This is a genomic window from Mycobacterium sp. E2238 (assembly GCF_001672665.1).
Classification (GTDB): domain Bacteria; phylum Actinomycetota; class Actinomycetes; order Mycobacteriales; family Mycobacteriaceae; genus Mycobacterium.
Genome location: NZ_LZKF01000080.1, coordinates 1 through 13650, shown reverse-complemented (window position 1 = coordinate 13650; position 13650 = coordinate 1). Strand labels below are relative to the sequence as shown.

Sequence of the window (13650 nt, the reverse complement as noted above, 5' to 3'; positions counted from 1 at the left end):
GACCCCCGTCGACTATACGAGCCGCGTCGTCGATGCAGCTTGGCCGCTCGCGGCCCGGAGAAGTCGCCACCTGCCCTCCTGGCGCCGCACCAACCCGGCCAGCTCGAGGATCGCCAGCGGCCCCAACACCCGCTCGGGCGCCAGCCCCGACGCGACCGCGAGTTGCTCGACGGTGGCGGCGCCGCGGCCGGGCAGCGCCTCGTACACCCGGCGCTCGTCGTCGCTGAGCCCGTCGAGCGCCGTCGCCGGGCGCGGCTCCTCGGCTGCCAGCTCCCCGATGCGGCCGATCAGCTCGACGACGTGGTCGGCCCGGGTCACCAGCTCGGCGCCGTTGCGCAGCAACGCATGGCACCCGGCCGACGCGGCCGACGTCACCGGCCCCGGCACGGCGGCCACCACCCGGCCCAGCGCCCTCGCCCAGGCGGCGGTGTTCGCGGCGCCGCTGCGCAGGCCGGCTTCCACCACCACCGCGGCCCCCGCGGCGGCGGCAACCAGGCGATTACGGGTCAGGAATCGGTGGCGGGCCGGCCGGACACCGGGCGGGTACTCGGTGAAGAGCAGCCCGTGTTGCCCCACGCGGTGCAGCAGCGCCGTGTGGCCGCTCGGATAGGGAATGTCGAGCCCGCCGGCGAGAACGGCCACGGTGATTCCGTCCGCATTCAACACTGCCCGGTGGGCCGCGCCGTCGATGCCGTAGGCGCCGCCGGAGACGACCGCGACCTCACGTTGCGCCAGCCCCGCCGCCAGGTCCTCGGCCACCTGCTCGCCATACGCCGTCGCCGCCCGAGTGCCCACCACGGCGGCCGCGCGGTGCGTCACCTCGTCGAGCCGGATCGGGCCCTGCGCCCACAACACCATCGGCGCCCCGCCGCGAGCTTTCGCCGGGGCATTCCCGAACGCGGCGAACGCCAGCAGCGGCCACTCGTCGTCATCGGGGGTGATCAACCGTCCGCCCCGGCGGGCGAGTAGCTCGAGGTCGGCGGCGGCGCAGTCGATTTCGCGCCGCGCTTCGGTGTGCCGCGCCAGCCCGTCGTCCACCAGTCCGCGACGGACCCGGTCGGCGGCCTCCACCGGACCAACACATCGCACCAGGGTGGCGAGCTCGGCGCAGGGCGGCTCGGCCACCCGGGACAGGTACGCCCAGGCGCGCAGCGCGGGATCGTCGACCGCGGTCAGCATCGCCGCGCTCCCGGCTCCAAGAGTTCGCCAAGGATCCGTATAGCCCCGTACGCGAATGTGTTGTCGTGGCCCCTCGTTCGCCATCTAGCCGGCAAGGAAAGGACCCAACAATGACCATCTGCCTGCCGACCCGGCTCGCCGCTCCCGACCGTCCAGTGAACCCGTGGGCTATCGCGGCGTTCGCCCTGAGCCTGGTCAGCTGGTGCGGCTTGCCCATTCCGATCCTGAGCGGCGCCCTCGCTTCCGTAGCACTGCGCGACTTGGAACAACGCGGTGAAGGCGGCCGCGCGATGGCGCAGTTCGCCAGGGCGTTCGCCATCCTGGTGACCGTCGCGATCGTGGTCCGGGGCGGGCACAACGACTTGCTGACGAAGGCGTACTGGTGACCCGGGTCCGGCGCTCATCGCTGGGCTCCCGGTTGGCGGAAGCTGAGCGCGGCCGCGACCTCCGCGGGCCCGGGCGATACGCCGCCGGCCAGGTCGGTCAGGCTCCACGCGACCCGCAGGGTGCGGTCCAGCCCCCGGATGCTGAGCAGCCCCCGGTCGAGGGCTTGCTGTAGCGGCGACATCGCGGCGTTGCCGGGCCGGAACTTGCGGCGCAACAGGACCCCGCTGACCTCGGCGTTGGTGCGGAATCCGTGCGGCAGCCACCGCTCGGCCGCGGCCGCGCGGGCCTGCGCCACCCGTTGGCGAACCTGTGCCGTCGATTCGGCTTCGGCGCCCGAGAAGGCACCCGCGCGCACCGAATGCATCTCCACCCGCAGGTCCACCCGGTCGAGCAGGGGCCCGGACAGCTTGCCCAGGTAGCGACGCTTGACCGCCGCCGCGCAAATGCAGTCCTGCGGATCGGCGGGCGCGCACGGGCACAGGTTGGCGGCCAACACCAGCTGGAACCGGGCCGGGTAACAGGCCACCCCATCGCGTCGAGCGAGCCGAATCTCCCCGTCCTCCAAGGGGGTTCGCAATGCCTCCAGCGCCCTGACGCTGATTTCGGCGCATTCGTCGAGGAAGAGCACCCCGCGGTGCGCGCGGCTGACCGCGCCCGGGCGCGCCATGCCCGAACCGCCGCCGACGAGCGCCGCCACGCTGGAGCTGTGGTGTGGCGCCACGAACGGCGGCGTGGTGATCAGCGGCGTGTCCCCCGACAGCAGGCCGGCCACGGAATGGATCGCGGTGACTTCCAGCGATTCGCTCTCCGACAGCGGCGGCAACAGGCCCGGAAGCCGTTGCGCCAGCATGGTTTTGCCGACGCCCGGCGGTCCGGTGAGCATGAGGTGATGTGACCCGGCCGCGGCGACCTCCACCGCGAAGCGCGCCTGGGTCTGCCCCACCACATCGCAGAGATCCGCCGAGGCCTCGGGTGCGGTGGCCGTCGCGGTGATCCTGTGGTCCAGGGCGGCGGACCCGCTGAGCCACTTCTGCAGCTGCCCCAACGTGCGCACGCCCCAGACGTCGATCCCGTCGACCAGGCTGGCCTCGGCCAGGTTGTCCACCGGGACGACGACGGCCGGCCAGCCGTCGCGTTTGGCGGCCAGCACCGCCGGCAGTACGCCGCGCACCGGACGGACCCGGCCGTCCAGCGACAGCTCACCCAGCAGCACCGTCTTCTCCAGGCGGTCCCACGGGTTCTTCCGTTGCGCCGACAGGACGGCCGCGGCCAGGGCGATGTCGTAGACGGAGCCCATCTTGGGCAGCGTCGCCGGGGACAGCGCGAGCGTGAGCCGCGCCATCGGCCAGCTGTTGCCGGTGTTGGCGACCGCCGCCCTGACCCGGTCACGGGACTCCTGCAGGGCGGCGTCGGGCAGACCGACCAGATGCACGCCCGGCAGTCCGGAGGTGATGTCGGCTTCGATCTCCACGATTTGGCCGTCCACCCCGCGGACGGCGACCGAGAACGCGCGACCCAGCGCCATCAGCCGATCCCTTGCAGGTGAGTGATTTCGGGTGTGCGCCGGCGCCCGATCCGCACCCGGATCACGTCGATCCGCAGCGCCGCCCAGCCCTTGTCCTGGCCGGCCAGCCACAGGCCGGCGAGTCGGCGCAGCCGGCGAACCTTGCGCTCGGTGACCGCGTATGCCAGCCCGCCGTAGCCGTCCCCGGTACGGGCCTTCACCTCGACGAACACCACCGTGCGGGTGGCCTCGTCGCAGGCGATCACGTCGAGTTCGCCGTAGCGGCAGCGCCAATTACGTTGCAGGATACGCAATCCCATCCTCGTCAGGTGGTCCACGGCGAGCGCCTCACCCAGCGCCCCGAGTTGGACCCGAGTCAAAGTCGTTTCGGTCGTCATGGGAGCCAATGTGTCCGACGACCCTGACGCGGCGGGCCCGCAGCGACGCCCGCGACCCGTCCGCGTCGACCGGTTATCCCCAGTGCCGTCTACATCCACAACCGGGCCGCAACCGACTAGCCGATTCGGTCCGCCCTGGTGTAGATGTTCATCGAGTCCTCCCGCAGGAACGCCACCAGCGTGATGCCCGACTCCTCGGCCAACGAGACCGCCAGTGACGACGGCGCGGACACGGCGGCCAGCACCGGAATCCCGGCCAGCACCGCTTTTTGCGTCAACTCGAAGGAGGCCCGCCCACTGACCAACAGCACCGAGCCGACCAGCGGCACCCGCCGCTGTTCCAGCGCCCAGCCGATGACCTTGTCGACCGCGTTGTGCCTGCCGACGTCCTCCCGGACCGCCAGCATGGTGCCGTCGGCGGCGAACAGCGCCGCGGCGTGCAGACCACCGGTGCTATCGAAAACCTTTTGCGCCGAACGCAGTTGGGCGGGCATCGCCTCGAGCGCGGCCGCCGTGACGGTGGAGGGGTCCGCGCCGGGTGAGAAGCGGCCGATCAGCCGCACTGCGTCCAGTGACGCCTTGCCGCAGACCCCGCACGACGAGGTGGTGTAGAAGTTGCGGGTCACGTCGAGGGCCGGCACCGTGACGCCGTCGGCGAGTGTCACGTCGAGCACGTTATAGGTGTTCGCGCCCTCGACGGCGCCGCCGCAATACCGGATCGTCAGCACGTCGTCGCGGCCGGTGATGATCCCCTCGGTGAGCAGAAAGCCTTGCGCGAGTTCGAAATCCGCACCCGGGGTGCGCATCGTCACGGTGACCGCCGCGCCGTTCACCCGGATCTCCAGCGGCTCTTCGACGACCAGCGTCTCCGGCCGGCTGACGACTTTCCCGGCGGTGAGATGCTTCACCCGCCGGCGCGCAGTTACGTGCCGCACTAGGCGAATTCACCGTCAGCCGGGATCGCGGCGAAACGCTGGGACCTCACGCAGCCAAACTACCCTGGTCGGCGTCACACCGCCGAAGCCAGCGCCCTCAGGGTTTCCGCCGAGGAGTGCACCGGCCGCCAGCCGAGTTGGGTGCGCGCTTTGGTGGTGTCCATGACCATCGACGTGCGCGCGGTGTGCAGCCATTCGAGCATGGACGGGACGAGCGGCACCCGCGAAAGCGCGGCCGACGCCGCCGAGGCCGCAGCGGCCGGCACCCGCACGGGGCGGCCGCCCAGGGCCCTGGCCACGTCGCCCACCGTCACGACGCCGTCGCCGGCGATGTTGTACGCCCCGGGCGGTGCCGGGGTGGTCGCCGCCAGCGCGATCGCGCTCGCGACGTCGTCGTGGTGTACCAGCTGCAGCGGGATGCCCGGATCCGGAACGACGGGCTTGAGTATCGGCACCGCCTTGACCACGGCCCGCATCGGGCCGGGTAGTTGGTTCCACGGCATGGCATCGGCCAGAACTTTGGCGTTGGGCCCGGCGACGATGCACGGCCGCAGCACGAACACCTCGAGGGGCGAGTCCTTGGTGATCTCGCCGAGCAGCGCCTCGCACGCCGCCTTCTGTGCCGAGTAGTAGTGCTCGTCGGACCCTCGTGCCGGAACGTCCTCGGTCAGCGGGTCGGGGTTGTCGCCGTGATACCCGTAGGCCGCCACCGACGAGGTGTAGACCAGGCGACGTGTCCGTTCGCTGGCGACGGTCGCCTCGAACACGTTGCGGGTGCCCTGCAGGTTGATGCGGGCGCTCTCTTCCCGCGACCCCATGATGATGAAAGCCAGGTGGATGACCACGTCGGCCTGCGCCACCAGGGCGTCGACGGCCTCGCGGTCCAGGATGTCGCCCTGCTGGTAGGTGGTCTTCTGCCAGCCGCGCGAAGACGGGTCGAACGTCCGGCGCGCCATGCCGACGATGGCGTCCACGGCGGGTTCACGCTCCAGCGCCGTCACCGCGGACATACCGATCTCGCCGGTTGGCCCGGTCACCGCGACGGTAATTCCCACTTGAAGGCTTTTTCCCGCCGGGCGCCCGCCGAAACCACAGGTGGCAAATGTCACCACGCCCGCAACCGCGGGTGCGCCGATTCGTGAGCGCCGGACGCGCGGGTACCCGTAGTGTCAGCGGGCCTTCGCCCGCGGTCGGGGTGCGTGGGTTTCGTCGCAATCGCACCGAACAGCGTGTGGGGGCCGCGCCCAGGACCGATAATCTACGGCGATCGAAACGCGGGGTCAGACTGCCCGAGCGCAGGGAATGAGGCAAAACATGGGGGACGAATCGACGGCCGGTCCGACACCGGGCGGGGAGAAGGCCGACCCCGGGACGGTGTTCGCCGCGCTGGCCGAGATTATCTACCAGGGCTCGGACGCCGGCCAGATGTATGCCGCCATCTGCATCGCCGCCACCCTGGTCGTCCGCGGATGCGACCACGCCAGCCTGTTGTTGCGTGACGGCGACCGCTACGTCACCGTGGGCGCGAGTGACCAGCTGGCGCGGGATATCGACGAGCTGGAGCGGCGATCGGGCGACGGCCCCTGCATCGACGCCATCGAGGAGGAGACCCCGCAGATCGACCCGGACCTGACGACGCCGTCGCTGTGGCCGCAGCTGGCGAAGGTCCTGGTGGCGGAAACGCCGGTGCGCGGGGCGATGGGCTTTCGGCTGCTGGTGGACAAACGCAAAGCCGCCGCGCTCAACCTGTTCAGCGACACTCCCAACGTGTTCGACGCCGAGTCGGCCGGGCGCGCGGCGGTGCTGGCCGCGTTCGCCAGCGTGGCCATCAACGCGGTCGCCAAGGGCGAGGACGCCACCAGCCTGCGGCGGGGATTGTTGAGCAACCGCGAGATCGGCAAGGCGGTCGGCATGTTGATGCTGCTCCACGACATGACCGAGACGCAGGCGTTCGACCTACTGCGGCGCCATTCCCAGGCGCTGAACATCAAGCTGGCCGATGTGGCGCGGGAGGTCATCGACAGACGGGGCGAGCTGCCGTCCGCGGAAGACAAGGAGAACGGCTAGTCTCGGCTACTCCGGCAGCCGCAGCTCGGGCTTTTCCACCTCTTCGATGTTGACGTCCTTGAACGTCACCACCCGCACCTGCTTGACGAACCGCGCCGGGCGGTACATGTCCCACACCCAGGCGTCGGACAGTCGCAGCTCGAAGTACACCTCGCCGTCGGCGTTGCGGGGCACCATCTCCACGCTGTTGGCCAGGTAGAAGCGCCGCTCGGTTTCCACGACGAAGCTGAACTGGCCGACGATGTCCTTGTATTCGCGGTACAGCGAGAGCTCCATCTCGGTTTCGTACTTTTCGAGATCCTCGGCACTCATCTGTTCAGACGTCCTTCTCGGAGAAACACTTCCCCCGGCGTTCCGCCCGGGGAATCCTGGCCCCATCTTTCCTCACCGATATCCGCCGCGCGCGGGCGAGGGTCCGGTCGGCATTCGGCCACGACGCGGCCGCCCGACCCTGCCGACCCTATGGCCACGCGCCGGACGTTGATGAACGAACGGCGGTGTTCGGGGCAGGGACCCAGCCGCGTCAGCGCCCTGCTGTGCGCCGGTGTGCTGTAGCCCTTGTGCTCGGCGAAGCCATAACCCGGGTGGTCGGCGTCCATGGCGACCATCAGCCGGTCCCGGCTGACCTTCGCCAGCACGCTGGCGGCGGCGATGCACGCCGCCACCGCGTCGCCGCCGATCACCGGGAGCGATGGCACCGCCAGGCCGGGCACCCGGAATCCGTCGCTGAGCACGTAACCGGGCCGCAGCGCCAGGCCCGCCACGGCGCGGCGCATTCCTTCGATGTTGGCGACGTGCACGCCGCGCCGGTCCACTTCGGCCGGCGGGATGAACACCACGTGATAGGCCAGCGCGTAACGGCGGATCAGCGGGAACAGCCTTTCCCGGGCACTCTCGGTGAGCTTTTTCGAATCGTCAAGCGCGGCAAGGCTTTCCAGGCGTCCCGGGCCAAGCACGCAGGCCGCCACCACCAGTGGGCCCGCGCAGGCGCCGCGGCCGACTTCGTCCACGCCGGCCACCGGCCCCAGGCCGCTGCGGTACAGCGCCGACTCCAGGGTCCGCAACCCCGACGACTTGCGGATCACCGTCCGCGGCGGCCACGTCGTGGCCATGGCTACTGATGCTGCTGCGGGTTCACCGAAGAGACGCCACCCCATCGCCCGGGCGGCCACACGATGAACCTCGCCTTGCCGATCACGTTGGACACCGGCACGGTGCCCGACGCGGGATCGCCGGTGCACAACACTCCCTTGAGCGCCTCGGTGGGGACACTGTTGCAGTGGGCGCGGGAATCCGCCGAGTGCGTCCGGTTGTCGCCCATCACCCACAGCCGCCCCTGCGGAACCGTGACCGGCCCGAACTCGCTGCCCAGGCACGGGTACTTCGCCGGGTCGGCCATCATGGTGTTCGGATCCAGGTAGGGCTCCTTGAGCGGCTTGCCGTCGACCGTCAGCCCGGTGTCGGCCCGGCACTGCACGGTCTGCCCCCCAACCGCGATGACCCGCTTGACCAAGTCGTTTTCGTCGGGAGGCACGAAGCCGATGAAGGACAGCGCATCCTGCGCCCACCGCAGCACGGTGTTGTTCGACCGGATCGACTTGTACCCCAGGTTCCAGGAGGGCGGTCCCTTGAAGACGATGACGTCCCCGGGACGGGGCGACTCGAAGCGATAGCTGACCTTGTCGACCATGATCCGGTCGCCGACACACCCGGTGCACCCGTGCAGCGTCGGCTCCATCGATTCCGACGGAATGAGGTAGGGCCGTGCCACGAACGTCAACATGACGTAATAGAGGGCCACCGCGATCACCGCCAGCAGCGCGAATTCCCTCAGCGCGGATCGCTTGGTGCGCTCCGGCGCGCCCTCGTCGGGCGCCTCTCCCGGTTCGTGAACCTCCGGCGACTCGCCTTCGGGCGTGTCCGGGATGCGGGTGGAGACCTTCGGCTCTGACTGGGCGGACTGGGGCTCAGATGAGTCCGTGGGATCGGTCACGAGATCAGAGTAGCCAGCGCAGATTGTGGCGCGCTAAACCGACCGCGACCGCCGCCCGGCCGTCCCGGCTCAGCGCTTTTCCTTGATCTTGGCCTTCTTGCCGCGAAGCTCACGCAGGTAGTACAGCTTGGCGCGGCGGACATCGCCACGGGTCACCACCTCGATGTGGTCGATGTTCGGCGAATGCACGGGAAAGGTCCGCTCGACGCCGACGCCGTAGCTCTCCTTGCGGACGGTGAAGGTCTCGCGGATGCCACCGCCCTGCCGACGGATCACCGCGCCCTTGAACACCTGGATACGCTCCTTGGCGCCCTCGATGACCTTGACGTGCACGTTGATGGTGTCGCCCGGGCCGAAAACCGGGATGTCGTCGCGCAGCGACGCTTGGTCGACGAAGTCCAGGCGGTTCATCGTAAGAAGACACTTCCTTGCGCTCGTGGCCTGCGGCAACAGCGCTCACCTGGGTGTGAGGCAGTCGCCAAGCCGATGGTCTGGGGCAACTTGGGCGTATCTCGCAGCAGGCACGAAGCGGCCCGGCCGGCCGGCCACCGCTGGAGACAACTGGTCAATTGTGCCAGACGGGAGGCTTGCCACGAAAATCACAGCTCCGGAGGCGGTTCGCAACGAGCCGAAAACGCTGGTGAATGGTACATATGACTGGGGCCAGAAGGCGCTACCGGACCTTGCGTAGGCCGGGGCGGGTGGCGCGATCCGGCCCGGCACCCGTGCACTTGGGTGCGCCGGAGCACGTCGGAGGAGAGGAATGCGCGTTCGGCCGCTGATTCTGTTCACCGCCACAGCGGCGGTGGCGTTGATCGTGGCTGCCGGATGCGAGGCGAAGGTACAGGCCAAGGTCTATAGCCTTCCGGTCTACGTCACTCCCGACCGAGGTCTTCGCCAGCCGCCCCCACAATCGGCCGAGCTCATGCTCGAGGCGGTCAAGCCACCCCAGCCCGAACGTCAGCTGACGAGCCCGGGGCCCGTCGGCCTGCAGGCGCGGGTGCAGCAGGCGACCGACGAAGCCGCCGCCGGCGGAGCCGCCCTCTCGGTGGCGATCCTCGATCGCAAGACCCACCAGCTGGTCTCCACCGCCAACAGCCAGGTCATCGGCACCGCGTCGGTGGCCAAGCTGTTCATCGCCGACGACCTGCTGCTGCACGCATCGGAGGGCAAGGCCGCGCTGAGCGCGGACGACCGCCAGGCGTTGGACATCATGTTGCAGTCATCCGACGACGGCGCGGCTGAGAAGTTCTGGGGCCAGGGCGGCGAGAACGCCATCATCACAGCGGTCGCGGCCCGCTACGGGCTCACGTCGACCACCCCGCCCAGCGACGGGCGCTGGTGGAACACGATGAGCACCACGACCGACCTGATCCGCTACTACGAGATGCTGCTGGACGGGTCGGGCGGGCTGCCCGCCGATAAGGCGAAGGTCATCGTGGACGACCTGGCCCAGTCCACCCCGAACGGGCTCGACGGCTACCCCCAGCGCTTCGGCATCCCGGATGGGCTGTACGCCGAGCCCGTGGCGGTCAAGCAGGGCTGGATGTGCTGCATCGGCGCCGACTGGATGCACCTGTCGACCGGGGTGATCGGCGCGGATCGTCGCTACATCATGGTGGTGCAGTCCCTGCAGCCCTCCGACGACGCCACCGCCCGCGAGACCATCACCCGGGCGGTGAGGACGATATTTCCCGAGGGCCGGATCGACCCGCTGGGGCGCGGGCTCTAATCTCGCGGGTCCAGCAGCTCGGGCCGGCGCTCGCGGGTGCGTTGCAGCGAGACCTCCCGGCGCCAGGCGGCGACGCGCGCGTGGTCGCCGGATAGCAACACCTCGGGAACGTCGAGCCCGCGCCAGCTCGGCGGCCGGGTGTAGCTGGGCCCCTCCAGCAGCCGGTCCAGGGCCGGGGAGTGTGAATCTTCGCGGTGCGACGCCGGATTGCCGAGGACACCCTCGAGCAGGCGCACCACGGCCTCGATCATCACCACCGCCGCCGATTCCCCGCCGGGCAGGACATAGTCGCCGATCGAGACCTCCTCGACCCGCATCCGCCGGGCCGCATCGTCGATGACCCGCTGGTCGATGCCCTCGTAACGGCCGCACGCGAACACCAGGTGCTCCTCGGCGCTCCACCGCTGGGCGTCAGCCTGCGTGAACAACGCACCGGCCGGGGTGGGTACAACCAAAACGGTTCGCTCCGAACAGATCTCGTCCAGCGCTTCGCCCCACACCGGGGCCTTCATCACCATCCCGGGGCCGCCGCCGTACGGCGCGTCGTCGACCGAGCGATGCACGTCGTGCGTCCAACGACGCAGATCGTGCACCCGCAGGTCGACTCGGCCAGACTGAATCGCCTTGCCCGGCAACGATTGTCGCAACGGGTCGAGGAAGGCGGGGAAGATCGTGACGACGTCGATTCTCATGCCAGATCCAGCAGACCCTCGGGCGGATCGATCTCGACGCTGCGGTCGTCGAGCGACACCGACGTGACGATCGCGCCGACGAACGGCACCAGCACTTCCCCGCCGTCGCCTCGGCGCACCGCCAACAGCTCGCCCCCGGCGGTGTGCAGCACCTCGGCGACGACGCCGACGTCCTGGCCCGTAACGGTCCGGACGTGCAGCCCTTCGAGTTGGTGGTCGTAGTAGGTGTCGGGCTCCTCGATGGGGGGCAGATCATCGGAATCGACGACGAACACGGTGCCGCGCAGCGCGTCGGCGGCGTCCCGGTCCGTCACCCCGGCCAATCGCACCAGCAGCCGCCCACCGTGTTCGCGCGCGCTCTCGACGACGAAGTCACGTTCTTCCCCACCGCGGGATGCCTTGCCGCGCAGAGCATTACCCGGTGCGAAACGGGTCGCGGGGTCGTCGGTGCGGATCTCGACGACGACCTCGCCGCCGATCCCGTGCGCCTTGGCGACGCGCCCGACGGTCAACTCCAACGGAGCTCCATCAGCGGCTACTGGTCGGTGTCCACCACGTCGACGCGGATACCACGGCCCCCGATACCGGCGACCAGAGTGCGCAGGGCGGTCGCGGTGCGTCCGCCGCGACCGATCACCTTGCCCAGGTCGTCGGGATGGACGTGGACCTCGACAGTTCTGCCGCGGCGGCTGGTCACCATGTCGACCCGGACATCGTCGGGGTTGTCGACAATCCCGCGGACCAGGTGCTCCACTGCGTCAACGACGACGGTGCTCACGTCAGTCAGCTTTCGGTGGCCGGCGCGGCCTGCTCGCCACCCTCGGCGGCCGGCTCGGTCGCCGCGGCCTCAGCGGGCGCCTCGGGGGCGGCGGCTTCCGGCGCGGCGGCCTCCGGCTCGGCGGCCTTGGCGGCCTTCTTCGCCGGCGCCTTCTTCTTCGGCTTCGCGGCCTCGGTGGTCGGACCGCCCTCGGCCTCGGCCAGCGCGGCGTTGAACAGCTCGAGCTTGCTGGGCTTCGGCGGGGCGACCTTCAAGCGGCCCTCGGCGCCCGGCAGGCCCTTGAACTTCTGCCAGTCGCCGGTGATCTTCAGCAGCTTGAGCACGGGCTCGGTGGGTTGAGCACCCACGGACAGCCAGTACTGCGCACGCTCGGAGTTGATCTCGATGAGGCTCGGGTCTTCCTTCGGGTGGTAACGGCCGATGACCTCGATGGAGCGACCGTCACGCCGCGTCCGCGCGTCGGCGACGGCGATGCGGTACTGGGGATTGCGGATCTTGCCAAGCCGAGTCAGCTTGATCTTCACAGCCATGGTTAAGCGGGGTCTCCTGTGTGTGTCACGCTGCAATTCAGCGATCGGGGCGGGATGCCCGGATCCGGTTTTGCCTCGCGTGTATGACCACGAAGCGATGCGTAATCGCTCGGCGGACAGCCGCCCATTGTGCCAGACCGGGGCGCCGCGCCAGAAATCCGCTCGATCGCCGCGAGGGTGCCGTCCTGGCCGAAGCCGGCCTACATGACCTTCTGGAAGACCTTGGTCTCGACCCGGCGGGTCATCCGCCAGCCCTCGGACGTGCGGGCGAACTCGTCGTCGTACCAGAGCCCGCAGAACAGCACCTGATCCTTGTCCCCGCCGAGCACCATCGGGTTGAAGCAGATCACCCGCGAAGACGCCGTATCCCCGTCGATCCGCACCGAGAAGTTGCCCAGCATGTGCGCATATACCGGGAAGTTCGGCAGCACCTCCGACAGCCACTTCTTGACCTCCGGATAGTGGCCTTCGATGCCGCCGAGGGCGGTGTAGTCGATGTACGCGTCTTCCGTGAACACCTTGTCGAGGTCGTCGAATCGGCGCTGGTCGATGGCGGTCGAATAGTCCACCAGAAGCTGCTGGATCTCTAAGCGGTCGGAAATCTCGGCCAGGCTCAACATGCATCGGACAGTAGACGAAAATCGACGGCGAACAGGCCCGGAAGTTAGACTTTCGGCCCATGCGCAAGGTCATGGCCCTCAGGGTCGGCGTCGCGGCCCTGCTCACGGTGGGTGCGTGCGGCGCGACCCTCCCCGCGTCGTGGGCCGACAGCATGCAGCCGGTGGGTTCGGTGCCGATCCCGGACGGCCCGGCCCAGACCTGGATCGTCGCCGACCTCGACAGCGGTCAGGTGCTGGCCGGCCGCGACCAGAACGTGCCCCACCCGCCGGCGAGCACCATCAAGACGCTGCTCGCCCAGGTGGTCCTCGACTCGGTGAGCCTGGACTCCACCGTCGTCGCCGACGCCGCCGACACCCAGGTCGAATGCAACTGCGTCGGCATCAAGCCGGGGCGCACCTACACCGCGCGCCAGCTCCTCGACGGCCTGCTGCTGGTCTCGGGTAACGACGCCGCGAACACGCTGGCGCACATGCTGGGCGGGCCCGACGTCACGGTCGCCAAGATGAACGCCAAGGCCGCCTCCCTCGGCGCGACGAGCACCCATGCCGCGACGCCGTCCGGGCTCGACGGGCCCGGCGGATCCGGGTCCTCGACCGCGCACGACCTGGCCGTCATCTTCCGCGCCGCGATGGCCAACCCGGTGTTCGCGCAGATCACCGCGGAGCCGTCGGCGATGTTCCCCGGCGATAACGGCGATCACCCGATCACCAACCAGGACGAGCTGTTGCAGCGCTACCCCGGCGCGATCGGCGGCAAGACCGGGTTCACCAACGCGGCCCGCAAGACGTTCGTCGGGGCCGCCGCCCGCGGTGGCCGCCGGCTGGTCATCGCCAT

Annotated in this window: 18 protein-coding genes; 4 read left to right on the top strand and 14 right to left on the bottom strand. The window is 69.7% G+C overall.

Annotated features, from left to right (window positions below):
• Nucleotides 1–12: 12 nt before the first annotated feature.
• Nucleotides 13–1179 (bottom strand): DNA-processing protein DprA, encoded by a 1167-nt coding sequence (gene dprA / locus A5711_RS06595; RefSeq protein WP_067944821.1) that lies wholly within the window; start codon nucleotides 1177–1179, stop codon nucleotides 13–15.
• A gap of 110 nt (nucleotides 1180–1289) precedes the next feature.
• Between dprA and A5711_RS06590 the strand changes: the two genes are divergently transcribed.
• On the top strand, nucleotides 1290–1565 hold the full coding sequence (locus A5711_RS06590) for a DUF4190 domain-containing protein (protein WP_067944820.1): 276 nt from the start codon (nucleotides 1290–1292) through the stop codon (nucleotides 1563–1565).
• 14 nt (nucleotides 1566–1579) lie between these two features.
• Here A5711_RS06590 and A5711_RS06585 read toward each other — a convergent pair whose 3' ends face one another.
• From A5711_RS06585 to A5711_RS06570, 4 genes are all read right to left on the bottom strand, one after another.
• On the bottom strand, nucleotides 1580–3091 hold the full coding sequence (locus A5711_RS06585; protein ID WP_067944819.1) for a YifB family Mg chelatase-like AAA ATPase: 1512 nt from the start codon (nucleotides 3089–3091) through the stop codon (nucleotides 1580–1582).
• Nucleotides 3091–3468, bottom strand: coding sequence for a YraN family protein (locus A5711_RS06580; protein WP_067944818.1), 378 nt, complete (start codon nucleotides 3466–3468; stop codon nucleotides 3091–3093). Before A5711_RS06580 ends, A5711_RS06585 begins: the two co-directional genes overlap by 1 nt.
• Before the next feature lie 116 nt (nucleotides 3469–3584).
• A complete protein-coding gene (gene fdhD, locus A5711_RS06575; protein ID WP_067944817.1) occupies nucleotides 3585–4403 on the bottom strand; it encodes a formate dehydrogenase accessory sulfurtransferase FdhD in 819 nt (272 codons plus the stop codon).
• A 74-nt stretch (nucleotides 4404–4477) separates the two neighbouring features.
• Nucleotides 4478–5458, bottom strand: coding sequence for an SDR family oxidoreductase (locus A5711_RS06570; protein WP_067944816.1), 981 nt, complete (start codon nucleotides 5456–5458; stop codon nucleotides 4478–4480).
• A 259-nt stretch (nucleotides 5459–5717) separates the two neighbouring features.
• Between A5711_RS06570 and A5711_RS06565 the strand changes: the two genes are divergently transcribed.
• Nucleotides 5718–6470 carry a GAF and ANTAR domain-containing protein gene (locus A5711_RS06565; RefSeq protein ID WP_156673175.1) on the top strand — a complete coding sequence of 251 codons (753 nt, stop codon included), beginning with the start codon at nucleotides 5718–5720 and terminating at the stop codon, nucleotides 6468–6470.
• 6 nt (nucleotides 6471–6476) lie between these two features.
• Here the strand turns inward: A5711_RS06565 and A5711_RS06560 are convergent, their stop codons facing one another.
• From A5711_RS06560 to rplS, 4 genes are all read right to left on the bottom strand, one after another.
• The gene (locus A5711_RS06560) at nucleotides 6477–6782 is read right to left on the bottom strand and encodes a DUF2469 domain-containing protein (RefSeq protein WP_046184425.1); all 306 of its coding nucleotides are present in this window, start codon (nucleotides 6780–6782) and stop codon (nucleotides 6477–6479) included.
• On the bottom strand, nucleotides 6779–7582 hold the full coding sequence (locus A5711_RS06555) for a ribonuclease HII (protein ID WP_067944814.1): 804 nt from the start codon (nucleotides 7580–7582) through the stop codon (nucleotides 6779–6781). The genes A5711_RS06560 and A5711_RS06555 overlap by 4 nt, the downstream gene beginning before the upstream one ends.
• Before the next feature lie 2 nt (nucleotides 7583–7584).
• Entirely contained in the window at nucleotides 7585–8463 is an 879-nt protein-coding gene (gene lepB, locus A5711_RS06550; protein WP_067944813.1) for a signal peptidase I, read from the bottom strand.
• Between the two features lie 69 nt (nucleotides 8464–8532).
• Nucleotides 8533–8874, bottom strand: coding sequence for a 50S ribosomal protein L19 (gene rplS / locus A5711_RS06545; protein WP_007171386.1), 342 nt, complete (start codon nucleotides 8872–8874; stop codon nucleotides 8533–8535).
• A 352-nt stretch (nucleotides 8875–9226) separates the two neighbouring features.
• Between rplS and A5711_RS06540 the strand changes: the two genes are divergently transcribed.
• A complete protein-coding gene (locus A5711_RS06540) occupies nucleotides 9227–10195 on the top strand; it encodes a hypothetical protein (protein WP_067944812.1) in 969 nt (322 codons plus the stop codon).
• Here A5711_RS06540 and trmD read toward each other — a convergent pair.
• From trmD to A5711_RS06515, 5 genes are all read right to left on the bottom strand, one after another.
• Nucleotides 10192–10887 carry a tRNA (guanosine(37)-N1)-methyltransferase TrmD gene (trmD, locus tag A5711_RS06535; protein WP_067944811.1) on the bottom strand — a complete coding sequence of 232 codons (696 nt, stop codon included), beginning with the start codon at nucleotides 10885–10887 and terminating at the stop codon, nucleotides 10192–10194. The two genes, A5711_RS06540 and trmD, sit on opposite strands and share 4 nt — an antisense overlap.
• Nucleotides 10884–11405 carry a ribosome maturation factor RimM gene (rimM, locus tag A5711_RS06530; RefSeq protein WP_067944810.1) on the bottom strand — a complete coding sequence of 174 codons (522 nt, stop codon included), beginning with the start codon at nucleotides 11403–11405 and terminating at the stop codon, nucleotides 10884–10886. Before rimM ends, trmD begins: the two co-directional genes overlap by 4 nt.
• A 17-nt stretch (nucleotides 11406–11422) precedes the next feature.
• A complete protein-coding gene (locus A5711_RS06525; protein WP_003878715.1) occupies nucleotides 11423–11665 on the bottom strand; it encodes an RNA-binding protein in 243 nt (80 codons plus the stop codon).
• Nucleotides 11666–11670: 5 nt separating this feature from the next.
• Nucleotides 11671–12195 carry a 30S ribosomal protein S16 gene (gene rpsP / locus A5711_RS06520; RefSeq protein ID WP_067944809.1) on the bottom strand — a complete coding sequence of 175 codons (525 nt, stop codon included), beginning with the start codon at nucleotides 12193–12195 and terminating at the stop codon, nucleotides 11671–11673.
• Between the two features lie 200 nt (nucleotides 12196–12395).
• Nucleotides 12396–12815, bottom strand: a complete 420-nt coding sequence (locus tag A5711_RS06515; protein ID WP_067944808.1) for a nuclear transport factor 2 family protein — start codon at nucleotides 12813–12815, stop codon at nucleotides 12396–12398.
• A 59-nt stretch (nucleotides 12816–12874) separates the two neighbouring features.
• Between A5711_RS06515 and A5711_RS06510 the strand changes: the two genes are divergently transcribed.
• The coding region (locus tag A5711_RS06510) for a D-alanyl-D-alanine carboxypeptidase family protein (protein ID WP_067944807.1) at nucleotides 12875–13650 on the top strand (776 nt) is incomplete at its 3' end.

Excerpts from the sequence above, each read along its gene's own strand:
- dprA (WP_067944821.1), bottom strand. The coding sequence starts at position 1,179 with ATGCTGACCGCGGTCGACGATCCCGCGCTGCGCGCCTGGGCGTACCTG.
- A5711_RS06590 (WP_067944820.1), top strand. The coding sequence starts at position 1,290 with ATGACCATCTGCCTGCCGACCCGGCTCGCCGCTCCCGACCGTCCAGTG.
- A5711_RS06565 (WP_156673175.1), top strand. The coding sequence starts at position 5,718 with ATGGGGGACGAATCGACGGCCGGTCCGACACCGGGCGGGGAGAAGGCC.
- A5711_RS06555 (WP_067944814.1), bottom strand. The coding sequence starts at position 7,582 with ATGGCCACGACGTGGCCGCCGCGGACGGTGATCCGCAAGTCGTCGGGG.
- A5711_RS06560 (WP_046184425.1), bottom strand. The coding sequence starts at position 6,782 with ATGAGTGCCGAGGATCTCGAAAAGTACGAAACCGAGATGGAGCTCTCG.
- rpsP (WP_067944809.1), bottom strand. The coding sequence starts at position 12,195 with ATGGCTGTGAAGATCAAGCTGACTCGGCTTGGCAAGATCCGCAATCCC.
- rplS (WP_007171386.1), bottom strand. The coding sequence starts at position 8,874 with ATGAACCGCCTGGACTTCGTCGACCAAGCGTCGCTGCGCGACGACATC.
- A5711_RS06515 (WP_067944808.1), bottom strand. The coding sequence starts at position 12,815 with ATGTTGAGCCTGGCCGAGATTTCCGACCGCTTAGAGATCCAGCAGCTT.
- A5711_RS06580 (WP_067944818.1), bottom strand. The coding sequence starts at position 3,468 with ATGACGACCGAAACGACTTTGACTCGGGTCCAACTCGGGGCGCTGGGT.
- trmD (WP_067944811.1), bottom strand. The coding sequence starts at position 10,887 with ATGAGAATCGACGTCGTCACGATCTTCCCCGCCTTCCTCGACCCGTTG.
- A5711_RS06540 (WP_067944812.1), top strand. The coding sequence starts at position 9,227 with ATGCGCGTTCGGCCGCTGATTCTGTTCACCGCCACAGCGGCGGTGGCG.
- A5711_RS06585 (WP_067944819.1), bottom strand. The coding sequence starts at position 3,091 with ATGGCGCTGGGTCGCGCGTTCTCGGTCGCCGTCCGCGGGGTGGACGGC.